Raw genomic sequence first — 23,532 nt, 5'->3', positions numbered from 1 at the left:
CTGAAGTGCCAATAAAACGGTTTGGTCCGAGGCAGGGGCGCTGCACGCCTCCGGTCGACAAGCTGCTTTCGCGACGAAAAAACGCGGCGCTGATCCCAGCGCCGCGTCCTGTCATTTTCCAGCGTTCCTTCGGGAACGGGCCGGGATCAATCGTCCGTCGGCGGGATGTCGTCATCCTGCTCGATGGTCGGGACCTCGTCCGCTTCTGCCTCACCCTCGTCCTCGGAGTCGGATTTCAGAGCCGAAGGTGCGGAGACGTTGCAGATCATGAAATCGCGATCCTTGATCACCAGATCTGCGCCATCGGGCAGCGTGATGTCGGAAATCGTGATCGTGTCGCCGATGTTCTCGAGCTTTCTCAGATCAACGGTCAGCGTCTCGGGGATGTCGCCTGCCGTCACCAGCAGTTCCACTTCGCCGCGAATCGTGGTCAGAACGCCGCCCTTGTCGATGGCCGGGCATTCGTCTTCGTGCTGGAAGTCGATCGGGATGAACAGGTTGATCTTGGTCGTGCGCTTCAGACGCATCAAGTCGAGGTGCGTCGGCAGGTCCTTGACCACATCGCGCTGAACGTCGCGGCAGATGACACGGACGTCATCGTGGCCTTCGACCTTCAGGTTGAAGAGGGTCGACTTGAATCGGCCCTGCTTGAGCCGCTTGAGCAGCACGTTGAAAGGAATGTTGATGGGCAGCGGATCATTGTCGCCACCAAAAACGATACCCGGAACCATGCCCTCGCGGCGTGCGGCACGAGCGGCGCCCTTGCCTGTCCCCGTGCGTTCCTGGGCGTGAAGATCAGGAATTTCTCCAGCCATGTGTAATTCTCCATCAGATAAGGGCGGGGCTCCTCCAAGGCTGTAGCCCCGCGTGAAGCCGCTCGCATAGAGGATTTGTGGCCCGATGGGAAGGGGCAAAGGCGCAAAGAAGCCAAGACCGCGCCGATGGCCGCGATTTCCGTGCCTGTGCTATCGCAGATGCTGTGGGGCCTGTGCGCGGCCCCATGACACGCCGCGCAAAAGATCAGGGTCCAGCGTCTCGCCTTGCAGGACGCTGACGTCGCCCGTGGACTCCAGCACTACCGCGCGCACGCAATCTGTACTGATTGCGTTCGCCTTTCGTAGCTTGGCGCGCAGCTCGTCTCGGGTGATGCGCGACAGCGTCAGATTCTCCTCATACAGATGCCCTTCATAATAGAGTATCAAGGGCGTGTTGTCGGTCAGCCACTGTATCCATCTCCAGCGCCTGCGCGCCGCCGATATGGCGTGTCGAGCGGCGAACAGGACGACCAGCGCGGTGAAACCGGGCCAAGGCGTCTTGTCGCTGGTCATCATGGTGGCAAGCACCGAGCCCGCAGCGATCGTCAGCGCGAAATCAAAGCTCGACATCTTGGAAAAGGAGCGCAGGCCGTTCACCCGTGCCAGAGCAATGACGGCGAAAACGGCTAACAGGGTCTGTCCGGCGATTTCCAGATATTCCATGGTCTACTCCGCCCGTCTCGTGTCTCGCCCGCGCCGGAGGAAGACCAGCGACAAGGCAACGACCATGCCGCAGGCAAAGACACCGAGGATGCGCTCCAGCACACCGTCGATCGAGGTGGGAGACATCAGATAGACGGGCACCATGATGGCCCATGCCAGCCCGAAGCCGATCAGCCACCGGCCCGCGCGCGCATGGCCGGATGCGCGCAGCCCGGCCTGCATCACAGCACTTGTCACCGTGAAGAGCACGCCGAGGCCATAGACCAGATAGATGTGGATCACGACGCCTTCGTTGTCGTTGTCGCCATATTCATTGCGCGCACCGATTATGATGACCAGTGCTGACAGCACGGCAAGGGACATGACGCCAATGCTCCACCCGCTTTTCCCCAAGTGAACGTGGGATGCGGCGAGCGCGATGGCCATCAGGCCTGCGGCAAATCCGTAGAGCGAGACGTCCATGATGATTTCCCACTCGCCGGCGGCCAGATCACTGATCGTGTCCGCCACCCAGTTGTAATCGGGCACAAAGAGCGGCGCGACCACCGTACCGATGACAAGCGCGGCGCAGCCACCAATACCCATTGCCCCCAGCAAGATCAGAAGCCATGGCCGCTCATCCCGTTGGCCGGACTTTGGAGTGGCATTGGGCCGCGCGCTGGTGTCTTCGGTGCTTGGCATTCTGTCGCAGTTCCCTTGGCGGTGGCCCACCAAGGTAAACGTGTCGCTTGAGGTATCGTTCCTCCCTTCGGGCGCGGCGCGCCTGTCGGGTTAAATCCAACCGTCCGAAAAGCCCTTGGGGATCATCAGGATATCGCGGCCCACATCCTTGATGTCGGTATGGCCGCAAAAGGCCATCGACACGTCCAGTTCCTTGTGGATCACCTCGAGCGCGCGGGTCACGCCCGCCTCGCCCATTGCGCCGAGGCCATAGATATAGGCGCGGCCGATATAGGTGCCGGTCGCGCCCATCGCGAGCGCCTTGAGCACGTCCTGACCCGAGCGGATGCCGCTGTCGAGATGCACCTCGATCTTGCCGCCCACGGCGTCCATGATCTGCGGCAGTGCCCGGATCGAGCTGAGCGCGCCATCGAGCTGCCGTCCGCCATGATTGCTGACGATGATCGCATCGGCGCCCACGTTCAGCGCCTCGCGCGCGTCGCGTGCATCAATGATGCCCTTGATGATAAGCGGGCCGTCCCACATCTTGCGAAACTGCCGGATGCGATCCCAATCCAGCGAGACATCGAATGCCTCGTTGGTCCACGACGTCAGGTCACTGGGGTTCGCCACGCCCTTGGCATGGCCGACGATATTGCCAAAGCTACGGCGCTTGGTGCCCAGCATCTCAAGGCCCCAAGGCACCTTGGTGGCCAGATTTGCCAAACTGCGCGCTGTCAGCCTGGGCGGGGCGGACAGGCCGTTCCTGATGTCCTTGTGCCGCTGGCCCAGCATTTGCAGATCGACGGTGATGACGGCGGCCGAGCATTTGGCGGCCTTGGCGCGGTCAAAGAGGCGCTGCATGAACGCGTCATCCTTGAGCGTGTAGACCTGAAGCCAAAAGGGCTTGTCCGTGTTCTCGGCCACATCCTCGATCGAGCAGATGGACATGGTGCTGAGCGTGTAGGGCACGCCGAATTTTGCTGCGGCGCGCGCGGCCTTGATCTCGCCATCCGCGCTTTGCATGCCGGTAAGGCCCACGGGGGCAAGGGCGACGGGCATCGCCACATCCTGCCCGATCATCTTGCTCGCCGTGGTGCGGCCCGCCATGTCGATGGCGACGCGCTGGCGCAGGAGGATCTCGGTGAAATCCGAGCTGTTGGCGCGGAACGTCTGTTCGGTCCAACTGCCCGATTCGCAGTAATCGTAAAACATGCGCGGCACACGGCGGCGATAGATCCGGTGCAGATCCTCGATGTTGGTGATGACGGGCATGGACGGACCTCCGGCAGTGCAGCTGAGCGCACTCTTAGCGGCAGAGGACGCCGGCCCGCAATGGGGCCGGATCGTTAAGCAAAAATCCGGGGTGCGTCACTCCGGCGCGGCACTCAGCTCGGCGATCAGCGCCTTGGCGCTCTCGCTGCTCCAATGCGCATCGCCTTGCAGGCGGGCGATCTCGCGGCCCGACGGGTCGATGATCACGGTAATCGGCAGGCCCAGAACGCCCATGTCGCGCGCGACGCGCTGATTGGGGTCTCGGTGCATCGGCAGATTGGTCACGCCGATCTCGTCAAAGAACTCTTCGATCGCAGGCACCGCGTTGCGGCCCGTGGCCAGTGTGACCACCTCGAAGCTCTCGCCGCCGAATTCGGTCTGTAATTCGGACAGCATGGGCATTTCCTTGCGGCAGGGCGCGCACCATGTGGCCCAGAAGTTCAGCAGGATATGCTTGCCCTCATATTGTGCCAGCGTCGTTTCGTTGCCCGCCTCGGTGACGAAAGTGCTGGCAGAGATGGTCTTGGGCTCTGCATGGAAGTTCAGTTTTTTCATGTCACCCTCGAGACCTGCGGCCAGCGCCGCATAGTCCCGGCTCGGGGTCTCTCGCGCAGCCTCCGGTGCGCCGCCCAGAAAGATGAAGAGACCTGCCGCGATTGCGCCCAAGGCAAGGGCGGGATAAAGCAGTTTGGAACGTGACAGGCTCATAATTCCTCCGAAGGATCAGGCATGGCAGACAAGACTTCGAACCAGATGTGGGGCGGCCGTTTCGCCGCCGGACCCGATGCGATCATGGAGGCAATTAACGCCTCGATCGGGTTCGACAAGCGAATGGCGACCCAGGATGTCGCCGGATCGAAGGCCCATGCCGCGATGCTGGCGGCTACGGGTATCGTCACAGATAGTGACGCGCGCGCCATGACGGAAGGGCTGGATGCAGTGCTGTCCGAGATCGAGGCCGGGGATTTCGCGTTTTCCGCCGCGCTTGAGGATATTCACATGAATGTCGAAGCGCGCCTGAAAGAGGTGATCGGAGAGCCTGCGGGCCGCCTGCACACGGGCCGCTCGCGCAACGATCAGGTGGCGACCGATTTCCGCCTGTGGGTGCGCGATCAGCTGGACGCGAGCGAGACCGCGCTGGAGGCGCTGATGCGTGCGCTGGTGGCGCAGGCAGAGGCGGGGGCCGATTGGGTCATGCCCGGCTTCACCCATTTGCAGGTCGCGCAGCCGGTGACATGGGGCCATCACATGCTGGCCTATGTCGAGATGTTCGCCCGCGATCTGGGCCGGGTGCGCGATGCGCGGGCGCGCATGAATGAATGCCCCCTTGGCGCGGCTGCGCTGGCTGGCACCAGCTTTCCCATCGACCGCGACATGACGGCGCAGGCGCTGGGCTTTGACCGGCCTTCGGCCAACTCGCTCGATGCGGTGAGCGACCGTGATTTCGCGCTGGAGTTTCTGGGCGCGGCCAGCATCTGCGCCATGCACCTTAGCCGAATGGCCGAAGAGCTGGTGATCTGGTCCTCGGCGCAATTCCGTTTCGTGGCACTGTCGGACCGCTTCTCGACCGGCTCGTCCATCATGCCGCAAAAGAAGAACCCCGATGCCGCCGAGCTGATCCGCGCCAAGATCGGGCGCATATTCGGCGCCAATGTCGCGCTGACGCTGGTAATGAAGGGTCTGCCGCTGGCCTACTCCAAGGACATGCAGGAGGACAAGGAGCAGGTGTTCGACGCCGCCGACAACCTCATGCTGGCGCTGGCCGCGATGGAGGGGATGGTGCGCGACATGAGCGCGCAGCAGGATGTGCTGGAGGCCGCCGCCGCGACCGGGTTTTCGACCGCGACCGACCTTGCCGACTGGCTGGTGCGGGTGCTCGGCATGCCATTCCGCGAGGCGCATCACGTCACCGGATCGCTGGTGGCGCTGGCCGAGGGCAAGGGTTGCGATCTGCCGGATCTGACGCTCGAGGACATGCAGGGCGTGCATGCGGCGATCACGGGGGATGTATTCGGCGTTCTGGGCGTGCATAATTCGGTGGCAAGCCGCACCAGCTATGGCGGCACGGCACCCGACAATGTGCGCGCGCAGGTCGCGCGCTGGCAGGAGATCTTGGGATGAGAATTGTCGTGATTTTGATGGCGCTGACCGCGGTTTCCGCTTGCGGCGTCGATGGCGCGCCCATTCGGCCCGGCAGTCAGGACGAGTTGGCCCCGGCCAAGAACCAAAGGCCCGTCACCAGCGGGCCGATCGGCGGGACGGTCTCGGCGCATGCGGGGGTTGTGCTGTGAGATATGTCTTTCTCGCTCTGGCGGTCTGGGGCACGATCCATCCGATGACCTATTTCCTGCGCTGGTTTGCGGAGAATGGTTTCGATCTGGGCGGTATGGTCGAGGCGTGGCACGCCAATGCGGCCACCAGCGGGCTGGTCTGGGATTTGACGATCGCCGCCGTTACACTGACCCTGCTGGTGTTGGTCGAGACGTGGCGCAGCCGCGACTGGGCACGCCTGATCGCCATTCCGGCGACCTTCGGCATCGGGGTGAGTTGCGGATTGCCGCTTTATCTATATCTGCGTTTGCGTAAGGGCTGACGGCGGATTCTGAGTATTTTTTCCAAGATGAAGCCCTGAGGGCGGCAAGGACCGATAAGCGTGGATCATTTTCTCTACAAGGGCGGTGCGCTGCATGCCGAGGATGTGCCTGTGGCCGAGATCGCGGCCGCGGTGGGCACACCCTTTTACGTCTATTCGACCGCTACCTTGGAGCGGCATTTTCGACTGTTCGACGAAGCGCTGGCCGGGATGGACCACCTGGTATGCTATGCGATGAAGGCGGCCAGCAACGTGGCCATCCTCAAGACGCTCGCGCGGCTCGGGGCGGGCATGGACGTGGTATCGGGGGGCGAATACCTGCGCGCCCGCGCCGCAGGCGTGCCCGGCGAGCGCATCGTTTTCTCGGGCGTGGGCAAGACGCGGGCCGAGATGCGCCTCGCCCTCGAGGGCGGGATCCGGCAGTTCAATGTCGAGAGCGAGCCCGAGATGGAGGCGCTGAGCGCCGTTGCCGTCGATCTGGGGGTGGTCGCGCCGATCACGGTGCGGGTCAATCCCGATGTGGACGCCAAGACCCATGCCAAGATCGCCACCGGCAAGAGTGAGAACAAGTTCGGCATTCCCATCGGGCGCGCGCGCGAGGTCTATCGCCTTGCGGCGGATCTGCCGGGTATCGAGGCTATCGGTATCGACGTGCATATCGGCAGCCAGTTGACCGAGCTTGAGCCGTTTCGCATGGCCTATCAGAAGGTGGCCGAGCTGACCGAAGTGCTGCGCGGCGATGGGCATGACATCCGGCGCCTCGACCTTGGCGGGGGGCTTGGCATTCCATATGCGCGCGGGAATGAGGCGCCTCCGCTGCCGACGGAGTATGGCGCGCTGGTGCGCGAAACGCTGGGGCATCTGGGTTGCGAGATCGAGATCGAGCCTGGCCGGCTGATCGCGGGCAACGCGGGGCTGATGGTGAGCGAGGTCATCTATGTCAAATCCGGCGAGGGGCGTGATTTCCTGATACTCGACGGCGCGATGAACGATCTGATCCGGCCCGCGATGTATGACGCATGGCACGATATCGTACCGGTCGCCGAGCCGGAGGCAGGGGCCGACCAGCGTCCCTATGACATCGTCGGCCCGGTCTGCGAAAGCGGCGATACCTTCGCCCGGCAGCGGATGATGCCGCAGCTGGCGGCGGGTGATCTGGTGGCGTTTCGCAGTGCTGGGGCTTATGGCGCGGTCATGTCCAGCGAGTACAACACCCGGCCCCTCATTCCCGAAGTTCTGGTGAATGGGCATGACTTTGCCGTGATCCGGGCACGTCCGACCTTTGACGAGATGATAAATCGAGATACCATCCCCGAATGGCTGTAACGCGTTGCGGCCCCATCCGGAGAGGTGAATGGCCCAACCATCCGATCTGACAACACCCTTGCGCGCGCGGCTGCGCGGCCCGCTCACGCTGACTTGGGCAGGGTTGCTGGCCGAGCGCCTGGCACGTGCGTTCTGGGCGCTCTGGACGCTTGTGATTACGGTGTGCGCGGCGTTGATGCTGGGCGTGCAGGACCATTTTTCCTTTGAAATCATAATGGGCGCGGCGATTGCCGCAGGCCTTGGCGCACTGGCGCTTTTGGTGGTGGGGCTGGCGCGATTTCGCTGGCCGCGCAGGAGCGAGGCGCTGTCGCGGCTCGATGCGACGCTGCCGGGGCGACCGTTGCAGTCGCTGGGCGATGCGCAGGCGGTCGGGCGGGGCGACGCCGCGTCCGAGGCGCTCTGGCAGGTTCACCGCACCCGGATGGAGCATGCCGCCGCCGCTGCGCGCGCGCCCAAGCCGGATCTGAGGATCGCGCGGCTGGATGCGTTTGGTCTGCGGTATATCGCCCTTTTGGGGCTGGTCGTTGCGCTCCTGTTTGGCTCGGTCTGGCGCATCACGACCCCTGCGCAGATCCTGCCGGGCGGCGGCGCGCTGGCTGCTGGCCCCACTTGGGAGGGGTGGATCGAGCCGCCGGTCTACACCGGGTTGCCCACACTCTATCTGGCCGATCAGGGCACGCAGATCGAGGTGCCCGAGGGCAGCCGCGTCATGATACGCCTTTACGGCGAGGTCGGCGCGCTGGCGCTGTCCGAGACGGTCTCGGGCCGCACCGAGGGGCTGGGCGCCGCAACGGATGCAGCGCATGGATTTGACATCGCGCAGGACGGCACGCTGGCCATCGAGGGGCCGGGCGGGCGCAGTTGGGACATTCGCGCGCTCGCCGATGCGGCGCCCACGGCGCAGGTTGTCCCCGAGGGCGCCAAGACCACGTTCGATGGGCAGATGAGCCAGCCCTACAAGGCCAGTGACGACTATGGCGTGGTGGGCGGCACGGCGACCTTTGCGCTGGATCTGGAGGCGGTGGACCGCCGCTATGGCCTTGCGCCCGAGCCCGAGGCGCGCGAGCCAATCACGCTTGACCTGCCGCTGCCGGTTACCGGCGGGCGCACGGAGTTCACCGAGGCGCTGGTCGAAAACCTGTCGCAGCACCCTTGGGTGCATCTGCCGGTGACGCTGACGATCCGGGCCGAGGATGCAGCCGGCCAGATCGGCGCCAGCGCGCCCTACCGGATGGATCTGCCGGCGCGGCGGTTCTTTGACCCGCTGGCGGCTGCGATCATCGAGCAGCGCCGGGACCTGCTGTGGAGCCGCGACAACGCGCGCCGCGTGGCGCAGGTGATCCGGGCGGTGTCGTATCAGCCCGAAGAAAAGCTGTTTCGCGATTCTGCCGATTTTCTCAAACTGCGCACGATCCTGCGACGGCTCGAGGCGTCGCTTAACGGTGGCGGGGTGACCCAAGAGACGCGCGACGCATTGGCTGAGGCACTGTGGGATCTGGCCATAGCGCTGGAGGATGGCGATATCGAGGATGCGCTAGAGCGGATGCGTGAGGCGCAGGAGCGGTTAAGCGAGGCGATGCGCAATGGCGCAAGCGAGGACGAGGTCGCGCGCCTGATGCAGGAATTGCGTGATGCGACCGATGATTACCTGAGGCAGAAGACCCAGCAGGCGCAGCGTGAGAACGGCACGGACCAACCCGATCAGGGCGACCAGAACATGACGATGCTGAGCCAGCAGGACTTGCAGGACATGATGGACCGCATTCAGGACCTGATGGCCGAGGGCCGCATGGCCGAAGCCGAAGAGGCGCTGCGCCAGTTTCAAGAGATGATGGAGAACATGCGCGTTACCGAAGGCCAGCAGGGGCAGGGCGAAGGCAGCCCTGGCCAAGAGGCGATGGAGGGGCTGGCCGATACGCTACGCCAGCAGCAAGGGCTGTCGGATCAGGCATTCCGGGACTTGCAGGAGCAGTTCAACCCCGGCGCCCAAGCGGGCGAAAGCCAGGGCAACGAGGGGCGAAGCGGCGGTCAGGGCCGCGGTGAGAGCCACGAGGGGCAGAGTGGCCAGGGCCAGGGTCAAAGCGGCCAAAACCAAGGCGGCGAGGATCAAGGCGAGGGAGACGGCGCCGAAGGCGATCGCCAGCAAAGCGGGCAGGGGGGCGGCCAGCCCGGCGATCTGGCCGCGCGGCAAGAGGCGCTGCGCCAGGAACTCGAACGCCAGCGCGGTAGCCTTCCGGGCAGTGGCGAGGCGGGCGATGACGCGCGCGGTGCGCTTGACCGGGCAGGCGAGGCGATGGACGGTGCCGAAGAGGCGCTGAGGCAAGATGACCTTGCCGAGGCAATCGACCGCCAGTCCGAGGCGATGGATGCGCTGCGCGAAGGGATGCGCAGTCTGGGCGAGGCGATGGCCGAAGAGCAGGGCAACCGCGAGGGCGGTCAGGGCCAGGCCAGCGGCGCCACGGGCGGGCAGCAGTCCGATCCGCTGGGGCGCACGCCCGGTCAGGGTGATCGTGCGGGCACCGATGGCAATCTGCTTCAGGGCGAGGATGTGTATCGCCGCGCGCGCGAGCTGTTGGACGAGCTGCGCCGCCGCTCGGGCGAGGGCGCGCGGCCGGAAGTCGAGCGCGACTATCTGGAGCGGCTGCTGGAACGGTTCTGAGCGTCTGGCTCTGAACTGGCTGGCGCGTCCGGCTGTCTTGGGTCGGAGGCTCAGACGGGGGTTCTCGAACTGACCGGGGCGCGCAGCGTCATCACCGCTTCGAACATCGCCGCACCAAAGATCATCAAACCGCCTGCCGCCCTGTAAAACCCGAAGGGCTCGTCCAGCAAAAGGGCGCCCGACACCACGCCCGACACGATTTCTAGCGTAAAGAGGAAACTGAGCAGGGCGGGCGGCAGGGACATTGCCCCCCACATCGTCAGCCCGATCAGGGGCACAAGATAGAGTGCGCCCAGCACCAGCGAGATACCTATGACGGCCGTGCCTGCCTCGGGGCTGAGGGTCTCGCCCATGAGGAGCGCGAAGATCAGCGATTGCAGGGCCCCCCAGATCACCGTTGCCAACGTCAGCGCCGAGGTTTGGGGCGATGCCCCAGTAAAGATCAGCGTGGCGCCAATGGCCCATGACACCCCAGCGATGAGGGCCAGAACATCGCCGATGTTGAGCGACGCCAGAGACAGGTCTCCGCCCACGACCAGATACGCCCCTAAGAGCGCGAGGAGCAGCATCAGGGTCGAGCTGTAGCGCCAAGGCTGCTTGAGAAAGGCCCACTCGATGATCTTGCTCCACGCGGGGGCGAGGTAGAACAGCAGGATCACCCGCACCACGTCGGAAAATGTCAGCGCGATGGAGTAGAAGGAGAACGACAGCGCGATCAGGCCCGCGCCCAGCACGACCCTTGGCGTCATGCGCAGGCTGACACGTTTGATCAGCATATAGCCTGCAATGGCGACGACCGCACCCATGTTGCACACAAAGCTGGCCTGCGCCCCGGTCAGACCCATGCCCTCGATCCAGCGCACGGGAATCCACCACAGCCCCCACATGATGGCCGAGATGAAAGTCAGCGTCACGGGGGCCATATGGCTACCGCGAAAGAGGGTCACTTGGCGGCCATATGTTTATCAGCCGCCATCACCACCGCCGGGCGTGCCCGCCACGACACTATCCAGCCAGAGCATCAGCGCGGCGATCTGACCGTCCAGCCAGACGCGCAGGCCATCGACCCAAGTGACGTAATCGGCCAGGACGCCCTCAAGCGTGGGAACCTGGGCTGCGATTGGCGCGGCGAAGACATAGACCAGAAGGGCCAGAACCGCCACCAGAAGGGACAACAGGAAACCGCCCCGGAATCCGCCGCGCGCCTGCTGCTCGGGCTCGGGATAAGGCTCGTATTCGGATGATCCGGCATGTGCGTAGGGCGCGGGTTCGGGACCAAGCGATGAATTGATTTCCTCGATATCGGGAAAGAGGCTTCGGCGCGATTTGGGGTCGATGTCATTCAGATCATCGTCGTCCGTGTTTCCCGCAGTGTCCCCGGCTGTATCGCCCGCGCCCGTCCCTTTGTCGGTTCCGCGCATACGCGCCATGTGCTGGCGTGCCTCGCGCTGACGGCGACTTTCGCCTTCGTCGTCTTTCAGTCCCAGATCGGGTTGGGTTTCCACACCGCCCTGCGCGGCGGCACGGGCACGCTTCTCGCGCTCGGCCTCTTCTCGCAGAACGGAGGCCACGGAGGGGTCGATCTCGCGTCGCTCGGGCCGATTGCCATCGGTGCGCGCGGCATCCGGGGTGGCTGTCTCGGGCCGCTGGGGTCGCTGAGGCTGCGCGGGCTTTGGGCGACTGGGCTGGGGTGTGTCGCTGGGCGGGGGCGCGAAGTCCTCTGCCGCAGGTGGGGGCGGCGGCGAGGCGGCAGGGGCCTCTGGCTCTTCCCAGTCGTCTTTTGCGGGCGTAACGCCCTCGGCGTCATCTTCTGAGCCGGCCGCAGCATGGTCGCGGTGAGGCTGGAACCACGTGTCGCCGCAATTCGAGCATTGCACGTCACGGCCCGTTTGCGGGATCACCTCATCGGGAACTTCGTATTGCGCTCCGCAATTGGGGCATGTCAGCCTCATGTTTGCACCTGTCACCCTCTGTCCATTTGCCAGGCTGTTCCTGATCTTTATCACCCTAAGGTGTAACGTAAGGTTGGAAAAGCGCAAAGGAATTGCGCCCTCGTGATTGCAACAGGGCGCGCAGTGGGGCATTTAATGCCCATAGCGGGCAAAGGGGCAGCCGGTGATCGAGCTGGAAAATGTGGCCTATTCCTACGGGGGCGGGGAGTTGCTCAGCGATATCACGCTGCGGCTGCAACCCGGCTCGTTCCATTTCCTGACCGGGCCGTCGGGCGCGGGCAAGACGACGCTGCTGAAACTTCTCTATGGCGCGCTGATGCCGACGGCGGGATTTGTGCGCCTCTTTGATGCGGATGTGCGCGAGCTGACGCGCGACGATATCGCATTGGCGCGGCGCCGGATCGGCGTGGTTCATCAGGATTGCCAGTTTCTCAATCATCTGAGCGTCTCGGAAAATATCGGCCTGCCCCTCATGGTGTCGGACCGTGACATGCTGGCCGAGGATGCCAACCTGCGCGAGCTGACCGGCTGGGTCGGGTTGACGCAGCGGGCGAACGCGCTGCCCCCCGAGCTGTCGGGCGGCGAGCGGCAGCGCGCCGCGCTTGCACGGGCAATCATAATGTCGCCCGATGTCATTCTGGCGGACGAGCCCACGGGCAACGTTGATTGGGAGATGTCACAGCGCCTGATGCGGCTGCTGGTCGAGCTGAACCGCATGGGCAAGACGGTCATGATCGCGACCCACGATCTGGCCCTGATCCGCGCGGCGAAAAGTCAGGTTCAGGCCCGCGTGTTGCGGATCTCGAACCGGCGCCTGCAACTGGCGGGGGCCGATCTGTGAAGTTTGATCTGGATCGCATTCGTGCCTTCTGGGCGGGTGATGCCGGGGCCGACCGCGTCGTGCCGCCCACCGGGTTTACCGCGTGGCTGACCCTCTTTGCGGCGGGCGCGATGGCGTTTCTGGCGGTCTTTGCATTGGCGCTGTCGCTGGCGACGGCGCGGCTGGCCGATCGCTGGGGTGACGCGCTGGCGCGCAGCTCGACCTTGCGGATCTCGGCCCCCGAGGGGCAGATGGTCGCCCAGACCGATGCAGCGCTGCAGGTGCTGGGCACAACGCCGGGTATTGCCAGCGCCCGCGCGCTGACCGCCGAAGAGCAGCGTGCGCTGCTGGAGCCATGGTTCGGTCCTGACCTCCCGGTCGAGACGCTGCCCATCCCACAACTGGTCGAGATCATCGAAGACGGCGAGGGATATGATGCCGCCGGCCTGCGCCTGCGTCTTGCCGCCGAGGTGCCGGGCGCGGTGCTGGATGATCACACCCGCTGGCGCGAGCCGCTGGTGCGCGCGGCGTCGCGCCTGCGCCTGATGGGGTGGGTATCGCTGGTTCTGATCGGGGGCACGGTGGCGGCGATGATCACCCTTGCGGCCAATGCGGCGCTGTCGGCCAATGCGCAGGTGATTGGCGTCTTGCGCCTTGTCGGGGCGCGCGATCGGTATATCGCACAGGCCTTTGTGCGACGTTTCACGATGCGGAGCCTGATCGGAGCCTTTGTCGGCATGGCGCTGGGCTGTATCGCCGTCGCGTTCCTGCCTCAGACAGAGGTGGGCGGCGGTTTTCTGACCGGGCTCGGCTTTCAGGGCTGGCACTGGCTTTGGCCGCTGACGATCCCGCTTCTGTCCGGTGCCGTTGCGTTTTTTGCCACGCGCGCCGCCGCGCAGCGCACGCTCAGGGACATGCCGTGAGCGGCGCGGTGCAATGGCTTCGCTCGCTGGTCTTCATCGTGCAGATGTATGTGGCCATGGCGGTGATCGGTATCATCCTCTTTCCCTGGGCGCTGGTGAGCGCGCGGGGTGCGCGCGTGGCGTGCAAGGCCTTTTGCCGCTGGGTCCGCTGGACGGCGGCGTGGATGGTGGGTCTGCGCACCGAAGTTCGTGGCACGCCCCCCTCGGGCGAGGTGCTGATCGCGGCCAAGCATCAGTCCTTTCTGGATATCATCCTGATTTTCAGCGCGGTGCCTGCCGGCAAGTTCATCATGAAGCGCGAGCTGCTCTGGACGCCGATCCTTGGGCAATACGCATTGCGCATCGGCTGCATTCCGGTCAACCGTGGCAAGCGGGGCGCCGCGATCAAGAAGATGGTCGAGGATGTCGCGCGGGGCGCGGTGCGGCCGGGGCAGTTGATCATCTATCCCCAGGGCACGCGGGTCGCGCCGGGCGCTGTCGTTCCCTACAAGATCGGATCGGGTGCGATCTATGCCGCCATCCACCAGGACTGCGTGCCGGTTGCGACCAATGTGGGCGTATTCTGGCCGCGCCACGGGATCCTGCGCAAGCCGGGGGTGGCCGTGGTGGAATTCTTGCCGCCGATACCGGCGGGCCTGCCGCGCGATGCCTTCATGGCGCGGCTTGAAACCGAAATCGAGGGCGCGTCTGACGCGCTGATACAGGAGGCGGGGTTTTCACGCTGATGGAATACATCGAGGATATTGACGCGCTCGAAGCGCTTTATGGCACGCCCAGCGTTGCGGCGCAGCGCAAGGTGTCGGACCGGCTGCTGCCGCTTCATGCAGAATGGATCGCGGCATCGCGGTTTTGCGTGCTGAGCACCATTGGCCCCGACGGCACGGACGGCAGCCCGCGCGGCGATGAGGGCCCTGTCGTGACAGTGATGGATGCGCGTAGGTTGGTGATGCCCGACTGGCGCGGCAACAACCGGATGGACAGCTTGCGCAACATCATTGCGGATGGGCGCCTGTCACTGATGTTTCTCGTGCCGGGCTCGGACACGGTGATCCGCGTGAACGGCCGGGGCCGGGTGACGACGGATGCTGCGCTGCTGGCGCGGTTCGATAAGGACGGCAGGCTGCCCAAGACTGCCATCGTGATCGAGATTGCCGAGGTCTACATCCAATGCTCGCGCGCGCAGCAACGCTCGGGCCTGTGGACGCGGGACGATGCGAAAGGGCTGCCCAGCATGGGCGATCTTCTGGCCGAGGCGACCAAGGGCGCGATCAGCGGCCCGGACTTCGACAGCGAATGGGCCGAACGCTCGACCCGCGACATCTGGTCGTGATAGCGCCGCTTGGTTTTTAGGTGAAAAAGGCCCCGAAGTATATTCGGGGCCTCGTTTTTCAGGCGTGAATCGCGCCGTCGCCGCAGGCGAGGGCCGCCTCGCGCACGGCCTCCGAATAGGTCGGATGCGCGTGGCAGGTCAGCGCCAGATCCTGCGCCGCCGCCCCGAACTCCATCGCGACGCAGACCTCATGGATCAGATCGCCCGCCATGGGGCCGATGATGTGGCACCCGAGGATGCGATCGGTGTCCTTGTCCGCGAGGATCTTGACAAAGCCGTCTGCCGCAAAATTCGCCTTGGCGCGGCCATTGCCCATGAAGCTGAACTTGCCGACCTTGTAGGCCCGGCCCTCGTCCTTGAGGCTCTCCTCGGTGGCGCCGACATTGGCGACCTCGGGGTGGGTGTAGATCACGCCCGGAATGATGCCGTAGTCGACATGGCCGTGGTTGCCCGCCAGCACCTCGGCGCAGGCCATGCCCTCGTCCTCGGCCTTATGCGCCAGCATCGGGCCGTCGATGGCATCGCCGATGGCATAGATACCCTCGACGCTCGTCTGCCAATGATCGTCGGTCTTGATCTGGCCACGCTCGGACATCTCGACGCCCAGATCCTCAAGGCCGATGCCGTCCGTATAGGGCTTGCGGCCCGTGGCGAGCAGCACGGTGTCGGCCTCGATCTGCGCCTCGCTGTCGTCCTTGCGCAGTTTGTATGTGACCGTGGCCTTGCCATTCTTGACGTCACTCGATTGCACGGCGGCACCCATGATGAAGTTCAGACCCTGTTTTTTCAGGATGCGCTGAAAGGTCTTTTGCACCTCGGCGTCCATTCCGGGTGTGATCGCGTCGAGATACTCGATCACCGTCACTTCGGCGCCAAGGCGGGAATAGACGCTGCCCATTTCAAGACCGATGACGCCCGCGCCGATCACGATCATTTTTTTCGGGATCTTGCCCAGTTCCAGCGCGCCGGTAGAGGAGACGACCGTCTTTTCGTCGACCTCCACGCCCTTGAGACTGGCGGGCACGGAGCCGCTGGCCACGATGATCTTCTTGGTCTCGTGGATGTCATCGCCGACCTTGACCTTGCCGGCTTCCGGGATGGAGGCCCAGCCCTTGATCCAGTCGATCTTGTTCTTCTTGAACAGAAACTCGATACCCTTGGTGTTGGCGTCGATCGTCTCCTGCTTGTAGGTCAGCATCTGCTTCCAGTCGACCGAGGGCGATTTGCCCTTGAGGCCCATCGCGGCAAAATTATGCTCGGCCTCATGCAGCATGTGCGTTGCGTGCAGAAGGGCCTTGGACGGGATGCAGCCGACATTGAGGCAGGTTCCGCCCAGCGTCTCGCGTCCTTCGACGCAGGCGGTTTTGAGACCCAGCTGCGCGCAGCGGATGGCGGCGACATAGCCGCCGGGGCCGGAGCCGATCACGATGACATCATATGTGGCCATTGGTGTGTTTCCTTTGGATCAGATGCGGTTAAGCCAAGCAGACAGGGAATTGCCTGAAGGGTCAACCGGAGGGAATTCTTGGTGGGTTCGGAATGTGAGTATTTTTAGAACAATGAAAGATTATATAAGCGCGGCAACCAGCATGAGCGTGGTTGCGCCGAAGCCGATGGCCCAGATGAGCGAGCGCCAGGGGACAAGCCCGAAGTAATAGGCAGGCACATAGGCGATGCGCGCGGCAAGATAGATCCAGGCGCAGGTGGCAGTGAGCGCGGAGGACTGGCCCGAGACGGTGATGACCGTACAGGCGATGCCAAAGAGGATCAGCCCTTCGAAATGGTTGTTGAGGGCACGCACGAGGCGCGCAGTTTTCGGTTTGACCTGCTCGACCATGGGGCCGCCCATCCGGTCCGGGTCTCGCGGTGACATGGTCTTGGCGGTGCCAAGCTCGAGGTTGACCGGAATGGCCATGAGCAGGAACTGGACGACTTGCAGGAGGGCGGCGAGGGTGAGGACGGTAAGCTCGGGGGTCATGAGGATTGGACTGCCTTTGCGATGAGGGCGGCGCGCGCATCGAAGTTGCCGATGCGGGCCGAGGGGTGGGGGGCGACGGCGTGCGCTATGCCGAAATGGGTGAGGACGCTGGCCGCATCCTTGCCGAGGGCGATGGGGCGGCGGCCCATCAATTCATGCCCGTCCAGATCGGCAACGGTAGCGCAGACCGGCAGGCGCCAGCCATGCCGTCGAGGGATACCATCAAGGTCGAGAAGGCCGCAACGAATAGCCAGATCCTGAATGACAACGCGATCGGGCGTTTCTTGGCAAAAGCAATGAAACTTTCTGCGCAAATCCGCGTGGCGAGGGAATTCTTTCTCGACGTCCAGTTCAGGATTGTAGCTCATTTAGGTCTCATCCCTGTGTCAGGGGCGGAGTGCGGTCCGCCCCTGACGATGTCCGTTCTGGGTGCGCGGTGGCCCGGATCAAAGATCCATCAGCAGCCTGCGCGGATCCTCCAGCGCCTCCTTGACGCGCACGAGGAATGTGACCGCGCCCTTGCCGTCGACGATGCGGTGATCGTAGCTGAGGGCCAGGTACATCATGGGCCGGATTTTGACCTCGCCCTTGATGGCCATGGGACGGTCTTGGATCTTGTGCATGCCCAGGATCCCCGATTGCGGTGGGTTCAGGATGGGCGATGACAGGAGCGAGCCGTAGACGCCGCCGTTGGAGATGGTGAAGGTGCCGCCCTGCATCTCGTCCATCGTCAGCTTGCCGTCGCGCGCCTTGGCGCCCTTTTCGGCGATGGCCTTTTCGATGGTCGCAAAGCTCATCGCGTCGGCGTCACGAATGACGGGCACGACGAGACCTGTGGGCGTGCCGGCGGCGATGCCCATGTGAACGAAGTTCTTGTAGACGATCTCGGTCCCGTCGATCTCGGCATTGACCTCGGGGACTTCCTTGAGGGCATGCACGCACGCCTTGGTGAAGAAGGACATGAAGCCCAGTTTCACGCCGTGCTTCTTGAGGAATTCATCCTTGTACTCGCTCCGTAGTGCCATGACCTCAGTCATGTCGACCTCGTTATAGGTGGTCAGCATCGCGGCCGTGTTCTGGCTGTCCTTGAGGCGCTTGGCGATGGTCTGCCTCAGCCTCGTCATCTTGACGCGCTCTTCGCGCTCCGCGTCGCTGGCCGGCGAGGGCGCGCGCTTGGCCGGGGCGGGCTTCGGTGATGGCTCGGCCTCGGCCTTGGCGTGCTTGGTGTCGCTGGCGGCGGCCTTGGCGACATCCTCTTTCATGATGCGACCGTCCTTGCCGGTGCCGGTGACCTGATCGGCCGTCAGCCCGGCCTCGGCCATGGCTTTCTTGGCCGATGGCGCATCCTCGACATCCTTGCCGCCGCCTGCCTTGGGCTGCTGATACTGGTCGCCATCTGCGGGGGCATCGTCGGTGGCCTGCTCGACGCCCGCGTCGCTGCCGGAGGACAGGATGGCAAGCTTGCCACCCGCCTGAACGGTGTCGCCCTCGTCTGCGAGGATCTCGGCAAGGGTGCCCGCGCCGGGGCTGGGCACCTCGACCGACACCTTGTCGGTCTCGAGTTCGCAGAGCATTTCATCGGCTTCGACGGTGTCGCCTGCCTTCTTGAACCACGTCGAAACGGTCGCTTCGGAGACAGATTCGCCCAACGTGGGGACCATCACATTTATGCTGCCGCCACCGCCGCCGGATTTCTGTTCGGTCTGCTTATCCGCCTTGGCGTCTGTTTTGTCCTCCTTGGCGGGCTTTTCTTCGGATTTCGCTGGCTTGTCGTCCTTGGGTTTGGCACCCGAGCTTTTGCCGGAGCCTTCCTCGATTGTGGCCAGGAGGGCATCGACGCCGACGGTCTCGCCCTCGGGGGCGACGATCTCGCCCATGGTGCCTGCGGCGGGGCTGGGCACTTCGACGGTGACCTTGTCGGTTTCGAGTTCGCAGAGCATTTCATCTGCCTCGACTTTGTCGCCCGGCTTCTTGAACCAGGTGGCGACGGTGGCCTCGGACACGGATTCGCCCAAGGTGGGAACGCGGACTTCGGTGCTCATGGTCTAGTTTCCTTTGATCGTCAGCGCATCGTCAACGAGCGCTTCTTGTTGTGCCTTGTGCTGGCTGGCCAAGCCCGTGGCGGGCGAAGCGGCGGCCGCGCGGCCCGCGTAGTCGGGGCGCTTGTGCTTGGCATCTATGCGGCCAAGCACCCATTCGATGTTGGGCTCGATGAAGGACCAAGGGCCTTGGTTCTTGGGCTCTTCCTGGCACCAGACCATCTCGGCGTGCTTGAAACGCTCCAGCTCCTTGACCGCCGATTGGGCGGGGAAGGGATAGAACTGCTCGAAGCGCATCAGGTAGACGTCGTCGATGCCACGCTTGTCGCGCTCCTCCAAGAGGTCGTAATAGACCTTGCCAGAGCACATCACTACGCGCTTGATCTTGTCGTCGGGGGCCAGCTGCGTGTCCGAGTTGCCGTATTGCGCATCGTCCCAGAGCACGCGGTGGAAGCTGGATCCGACGGTGAATTCCTCGGCCTTCGAGACTGCCAGCTTGTGGCGCAGGAGGGATTTCGGCGTCATCAATATCAGCGGCTTGCGGTAGGTGCGGTGCAACTGGCGGCGCAGGATGTGGAAATAGTTGGCCGGGGTCGTCACATTCGCGACGATCCAATTGTCCTGCCCGCACATGGTCAGGAACCGCTCGAGGCGAGCCGACGAATGCTCGGGGCCCTGGCCCTCATAGCCGTGGGGCAAGAGGCACACGAGGCCCGACATGCGCAGCCATTTGCTCTCGCCGGACGAGATGAACTGGTCGAACATGATCTGCGCACCGTTGGCAAAATCGCCAAACTGCGCCTCCCACAGGGTCAGCGCGTTGGGCTCGGCCAGGGTATAGCCATACTCGAAACCCAGCACCGCGTATTCGGACAGCATCGAGTCGATGACCTCATAGCGGGCCTGCCCCTCGCGGATGTTGTTGAGGGGGTAGTAGCGCTCTTCGTCCTCTTGATTGATGAGGGCGGAGTGACGCTGGCTGAATGTGCCGCGCGAGCTGTCCTGCCCCGACAGGCGCACGGGGAAGCCTTCGGTCAGAAGCGAGCCGAAGGCCAGCGCCTCGCCGGTGGCCCAATCAAACCCCTCGCCGGTCTCGAACATCTTGGCCTTGGCATCCAGGATGCGCTGCACGGTCTTGTGGATGGGAAATCCGTTCGGCGCGCGGCTGAGCGCTGTGCCGATCTGCGCGAATGTCTCTTCCTTGATGGCGGTCTGGCCGCGCTGGTAGTCCTCTTCCTTGCGGTCCAGATGGGACCACTTGCCGTCCAGCCAGTCGGCCTTGTTTGGCTTGTAGTTGGTGCCCGCTTCGAATTCGTCGGCAAGGTAGGACTGAAACGCGTCCTTCATGTCGTCGACTTCACCCTCGGGGATCAAGCCATCCTTGACCAGCCGCTCGGTATAGAGCGTCAGCGTGGTCTTTTGCTGCTTGATCTTCTTGTACATGATCGGGTTGGTGAACATGGGCTCGTCGCCCTCGTTGTGACCAAAGCGGCGGTAGCAGATGATGTCGATCACAACATCCTTTTGAAACTTTTGGCGGTATTCCGTCGCCACCTTGGCGGCATGCACCACCGCCTCGGGATCGTCACCGTTCACATGGAAGATCGGCGCCTCGACCATCAGGGCGATATCCGTGGGATAGGGGCTGGAGCGGCTGAAATGCGGCGCGGTGGTGAAACCGATCTGGTTGTTCACCACGATATGCATGGTGCCGCCGGTGCGGTGGCCGCGCAGGCCCGACAGGCCAAAGCATTCGGCCACGACACCCTGACCGGCAAAGGCCGCATCCCCGTGCAGCAGGATCGGCAGAACCTGTGTGCGCTCCTCGTCGTGCAGTTGGTCCTGCTTGGCACGCACCTTGCCCAGAACGACCGGGTTCACCGCCTCGAGGTGGCTGGGGTTCGCGGTGAGGCTGAGGTGCACGTTGTTTCCGTCAAACTCGCGGTCGCTGGATGCGCCGAGGTGATATTTCACATCGCCCGACCCGTCCACGTCCTCGGGCTTGAAGCTGCCGCCCTGAAACTCGTTGAAGATGGCGCGGTAGGGCTTGCCCATCACGTTGGCCAGCACTGACAGGCGGCCGCGGTGCGGCATGCCAATCACGATATCCTTGACGCCCAGCGAGCCGCCACGCTTGATGATCTGTTCCATCGCGGGGATCAGGCTTTCGCCACCATCGAGGCCAAAGCGTTTGGTGCCCATGTATTTGACATGCAGGTATTTTTCGAGACCCTCGGCTTCGACCATCTTGTTCAGGATCGCCTTGCGGCCTTCCTCGGTAAAGTTGATTTCATTGCCATAGCCCTCGATCCGCTCCTTCAGCCAGCCGGCTTGCTCGGGGTCCGAGATATGCATGTATTGCAGCGCGAAAGTGCCGCAGTAGGTGCGGCGCACGATGCTGAGAATCTCGCGGATCGACGCGATCTGAAGGCCCAGAACATTGTCGATGAAGATGGGGCGATCCATGTCCTCCGTGGTGAAGCCGTAGCTTTCGGGGTCCAGCTCAGGGCGGTAGGGCTGCTCGCGCAGGCCGAGCGGATCGAGATCCGCGATCAGATGGCCGCGGATGCGGTAGGCCCGGATCAGCATGAGCGCGCGCACCGAGTCCAGAACGGCGCGCTGAATCGCCTCATCGCTGACTTCGGCGCCTTTTTCCTGGGCTTTTTCAGTCAGTTTCTTGCCGACGGCTTTCGCCTCGGGGTCTTTGGGGTATTCGCCGGTCAGGGCCGATGTCAGCTCGTCCTGAGGCATGGGCGGCCAATCGGCGCGTGCCCAAGAGGGGCCAGCGGCCTCGGCAGTGATGTCGCCATCGTCGTCGCCCATTTCGGCAAAGAACTTCTGCCACGCCTCATCAACCGCATTTGGATCTTTGGCGTAACGCGCATAAAGCTGTTCGAGATATTCCGCATTATGCCCCTGCATGAAACTGGAGGCATGAAACTGGTCGTTGGGGGATTGGTCGGTCATTGGATTACCTCGTGCGGGCTGTGCCCGTCAGTCCAGGGGCGGATACGTGGATGGCAGGACGGCGGCGTTCAGGCCGCCGTCACCGTGAGGGCGGTGGCCCATATTGATTTGTCTCGGGCTGGGACGGCCGTGTGAGCCACCACAGGAAAACGAGCGCCACGACGATCTGCACGACACCGATTATGGCCAAAAGCCCCATGTTGCCCATCTCGCCGATCTGGCCATCCGGCACCGTCGGCGTGGCGGGCGTCAATATCATCGCGACAATCGCCAAGCCGATGGGAACAAAGATATACCAGCCCGGCCGCCCGGTGTCCTGCAAGCGACGATATCCTGCCGCCGCAGCGGGTGAGAGTATGGCCAGCATGTATGCCAGATAGAGAACGGTGCTGCCGGTCAGCGATACGAGGACGCCGCCGATCAAATACGCAAGGATGAACCACCAGTATTCAGGCCGACTTGCCCGGCCTGAATATCCTGCGTATTTTTCGATCAAGCAGGTTTTCACCGCTGTCTGAAAGTTCATGTCACTTCCCTTTCGTCGCTTCGCACGAACCGTTTTGTGATCAACCGATTGCCTCCAGCACGGCCTCACCCAAGCCAGCCGGGCTTTCTGCGACGACGATCCCGGCGGATTTCATCGCCTCGATCTTGTCGTCCGCGCCGCCCTTGCCGCCGGCAACGATGGCGCCCGCGTGGCCCATGCGGCGGCCCGGAGGGGCGGTGCGGCCCGCGATGAAACCTGCAGTCGGCTTCCAGCGGCCGCGCTTCTTTTCGTCGGCGAGGAACTGGGCGGCTTCCTCTTCGGCGCTGCCGCCGATTTCGCCGATCATGATGATCGACTGCGTCTCGTCATCCGCCAAGAACCATTCCAGCACGTCGATATGCTCGGTCCCCTTGATGGGATCGCCGCCGATGCCGACGCAGGTCGACTGGCCGAGGCCCACATCGGAGGTCTGCTTGACCGCCTCGTAGGTGAGCGTGCCCGAGCGGCTGACGACGCCGCAGGAGCCGCGCTTGTGAATATGGCCGGGCATGATGCCGATCTTGCAGGCATCGGGGGTGATGACACCTGGGCAGTTGGGGCCGATCAGCTTGGACTTCGACCCCTCAAGCGCGCGCTGCACGCGCATCATGTCGAGCACCGGGATACCCTCGGTGATGCAGACGATCAGCTCCATCTCGGCATCGATCGCCTCGAGGATACTGTCGGCGGCGAAAGGGGGCGGCACGTAGATGACACTCGCGTTGGCGTCGGTCTTGTGCTTGGCCTCGTGAACCGAGTTGAAGACCGGCAGGTCCAGATGCGTCTGCCCGCCCTTGCCGGGCGTCACGCCGCCGACCATTTTCGTGCCATACGCGATGGCCTGTTCGGTGTGGAACGTGCCCTGCGAGCCGGTGAGGCCCTGGCAGATGACGCGTGTATTTTCGTCTATGAGAATGGCCATTGGGGCCTCCTTGAACTTATTTTCAGGCGATGGCGTCAGCGTCTGAGCGGTCCGGTGTGCTGTCGTTTCCGGTGTGGTCGCTGG

General features: G+C 63.8%; 23 protein-coding genes. 9 read left to right on the top strand and 14 right to left on the bottom strand.

The window, feature by feature from the left end:
- Positions 1-146 precede the first annotated feature (146 nt).
- The 5 genes from V8352_RS14855 to V8352_RS14835 form a co-directional block, all read right to left on the bottom strand.
- Positions 147-815: a 50S ribosomal protein L25/general stress protein Ctc gene (locus tag V8352_RS14855; RefSeq protein WP_336425081.1), complete on the bottom strand. Its 669-nt coding sequence runs from the start codon at positions 813-815 to the stop codon at positions 147-149.
- A 150-nt stretch (positions 816-965) separates the two neighbouring features.
- On the bottom strand, positions 966-1,478 hold the full coding sequence (locus V8352_RS14850) for a DUF421 domain-containing protein (RefSeq protein ID WP_336425080.1): 513 nt from the start codon (positions 1,476-1,478) through the stop codon (positions 966-968).
- A gap of 3 nt (positions 1,479-1,481) precedes the next feature.
- Positions 1,482-2,159, bottom strand: coding sequence for a DUF998 domain-containing protein (locus V8352_RS14845; RefSeq protein WP_336425079.1), 678 nt, complete (start codon positions 2,157-2,159; stop codon positions 1,482-1,484).
- A 90-nt stretch (positions 2,160-2,249) separates the two neighbouring features.
- Positions 2,250-3,413, bottom strand: coding sequence for an alpha-hydroxy acid oxidase (locus V8352_RS14840; protein ID WP_336425078.1), 1,164 nt, complete (start codon positions 3,411-3,413; stop codon positions 2,250-2,252).
- A gap of 96 nt (positions 3,414-3,509) precedes the next feature.
- Positions 3,510-4,121, bottom strand: coding sequence for a TlpA family protein disulfide reductase (locus tag V8352_RS14835; protein ID WP_336425077.1), 612 nt, complete (start codon positions 4,119-4,121; stop codon positions 3,510-3,512).
- A 21-nt stretch (positions 4,122-4,142) separates the two neighbouring features.
- Here V8352_RS14835 and argH point away from each other — a divergent pair, with 21 nt between their 5' ends.
- Genes argH through V8352_RS14810 form a run of 5 tightly spaced genes read left to right on the top strand, consistent with a single transcriptional unit; the run spans position 4,143 to position 9,991 of the window.
- Entirely contained in the window at positions 4,143-5,534 is a 1,392-nt protein-coding gene (gene argH / locus V8352_RS14830; RefSeq protein ID WP_336425076.1) for an argininosuccinate lyase, read from the top strand.
- The gene (locus tag V8352_RS14825; protein ID WP_336425075.1) at positions 5,531-5,704 is read left to right on the top strand and encodes a hypothetical protein; all 174 of its coding nucleotides are present in this window, start codon (positions 5,531-5,533) and stop codon (positions 5,702-5,704) included. The genes argH and V8352_RS14825 overlap by 4 nt, the downstream gene beginning before the upstream one ends.
- On the top strand, positions 5,701-6,006 hold the full coding sequence (locus V8352_RS14820) for a DUF2834 domain-containing protein (RefSeq protein ID WP_336425074.1): 306 nt from the start codon (positions 5,701-5,703) through the stop codon (positions 6,004-6,006). Before V8352_RS14825 ends, V8352_RS14820 begins: the two co-directional genes overlap by 4 nt.
- Before the next feature lie 60 nt (positions 6,007-6,066).
- Positions 6,067-7,332, top strand: coding sequence for a diaminopimelate decarboxylase (gene lysA, locus V8352_RS14815; RefSeq protein WP_336425073.1), 1,266 nt, complete (start codon positions 6,067-6,069; stop codon positions 7,330-7,332).
- 28 nt (positions 7,333-7,360) lie between these two features.
- A complete protein-coding gene (locus V8352_RS14810; protein ID WP_336425072.1) occupies positions 7,361-9,991 on the top strand; it encodes a TIGR02302 family protein in 2,631 nt (876 codons plus the stop codon).
- Positions 9,992-10,041: 50 nt separating this feature from the next.
- Here the strand turns inward: V8352_RS14810 and V8352_RS14805 are convergent, their stop codons facing one another.
- Entirely contained in the window at positions 10,042-10,914 is an 873-nt protein-coding gene (locus V8352_RS14805; protein WP_336425071.1) for a DMT family transporter, read from the bottom strand.
- A gap of 42 nt (positions 10,915-10,956) precedes the next feature.
- Entirely contained in the window at positions 10,957-11,943 is a 987-nt protein-coding gene (locus V8352_RS14800; protein ID WP_336425070.1) for a zinc-ribbon domain-containing protein, read from the bottom strand.
- Between the two features lie 163 nt (positions 11,944-12,106).
- Between V8352_RS14800 and V8352_RS14795 the strand changes: the two genes are divergently transcribed.
- From V8352_RS14795 to V8352_RS14780, 4 genes are read left to right on the top strand one after another with little or no spacing between them, the layout of a single operon-like run.
- Positions 12,107-12,784 carry a cell division ATP-binding protein FtsE gene (locus V8352_RS14795; RefSeq protein ID WP_336425069.1) on the top strand — a complete coding sequence of 226 codons (678 nt, stop codon included), beginning with the start codon at positions 12,107-12,109 and terminating at the stop codon, positions 12,782-12,784.
- Positions 12,781-13,686: a cell division protein FtsX gene (locus V8352_RS14790; RefSeq protein ID WP_336425068.1), complete on the top strand. Its 906-nt coding sequence runs from the start codon at positions 12,781-12,783 to the stop codon at positions 13,684-13,686. Before V8352_RS14795 ends, V8352_RS14790 begins: the two co-directional genes overlap by 4 nt.
- Positions 13,683-14,411, top strand: coding sequence for a lysophospholipid acyltransferase family protein (locus tag V8352_RS14785; RefSeq protein WP_336425067.1), 729 nt, complete (start codon positions 13,683-13,685; stop codon positions 14,409-14,411). Before V8352_RS14790 ends, V8352_RS14785 begins: the two co-directional genes overlap by 4 nt.
- Entirely contained in the window at positions 14,411-15,016 is a 606-nt protein-coding gene (locus tag V8352_RS14780) for an MSMEG_1061 family FMN-dependent PPOX-type flavoprotein (protein WP_336425066.1), read from the top strand. The genes V8352_RS14785 and V8352_RS14780 overlap by 1 nt, the downstream gene beginning before the upstream one ends.
- A gap of 58 nt (positions 15,017-15,074) precedes the next feature.
- On the opposite strand, the gene lpdA is transcribed toward V8352_RS14780, so the two are convergent.
- The 7 genes from lpdA to sucD form a co-directional block, all read right to left on the bottom strand.
- Positions 15,075-16,463 (bottom strand): dihydrolipoyl dehydrogenase, encoded by a 1,389-nt coding sequence (lpdA, locus tag V8352_RS14775; protein ID WP_336425065.1) that lies wholly within the window; start codon positions 16,461-16,463, stop codon positions 15,075-15,077.
- Positions 16,464-16,583: 120 nt separating this feature from the next.
- Positions 16,584-16,994, bottom strand: coding sequence for an MAPEG family protein (locus V8352_RS14770; protein WP_336425064.1), 411 nt, complete (start codon positions 16,992-16,994; stop codon positions 16,584-16,586).
- Positions 16,991-17,362, bottom strand: coding sequence for a hypothetical protein (locus V8352_RS14765; protein ID WP_336425063.1), 372 nt, complete (start codon positions 17,360-17,362; stop codon positions 16,991-16,993). Before V8352_RS14765 ends, V8352_RS14770 begins: the two co-directional genes overlap by 4 nt.
- A 78-nt stretch (positions 17,363-17,440) precedes the next feature.
- Entirely contained in the window at positions 17,441-19,036 is a 1,596-nt protein-coding gene (odhB, locus tag V8352_RS14760; RefSeq protein ID WP_336425062.1) for a 2-oxoglutarate dehydrogenase complex dihydrolipoyllysine-residue succinyltransferase, read from the bottom strand.
- Between the two features lie 3 nt (positions 19,037-19,039).
- A complete protein-coding gene (locus V8352_RS14755) occupies positions 19,040-22,000 on the bottom strand; it encodes a 2-oxoglutarate dehydrogenase E1 component (protein WP_336425061.1) in 2,961 nt (986 codons plus the stop codon).
- Positions 22,001-22,079: 79 nt separating this feature from the next.
- A complete protein-coding gene (locus tag V8352_RS14750) occupies positions 22,080-22,526 on the bottom strand; it encodes a DUF805 domain-containing protein (protein WP_336425060.1) in 447 nt (148 codons plus the stop codon).
- Positions 22,527-22,566: 40 nt separating this feature from the next.
- Positions 22,567-23,448 carry a succinate--CoA ligase subunit alpha gene (gene sucD, locus V8352_RS14745; RefSeq protein WP_336425059.1) on the bottom strand — a complete coding sequence of 294 codons (882 nt, stop codon included), beginning with the start codon at positions 23,446-23,448 and terminating at the stop codon, positions 22,567-22,569.
- Between the last annotated feature and the right edge of the window lie 84 nt (positions 23,449-23,532).

The sequence above is a fragment of the Roseovarius sp. D0-M9 genome (assembly GCF_037083805.1).
Classification (GTDB): domain Bacteria; phylum Pseudomonadota; class Alphaproteobacteria; order Rhodobacterales; family Rhodobacteraceae; genus Roseovarius.
Note: the sequence above shows the minus strand (reverse complement) of the source record. Positions and strands in the feature narration are given on the sequence as shown.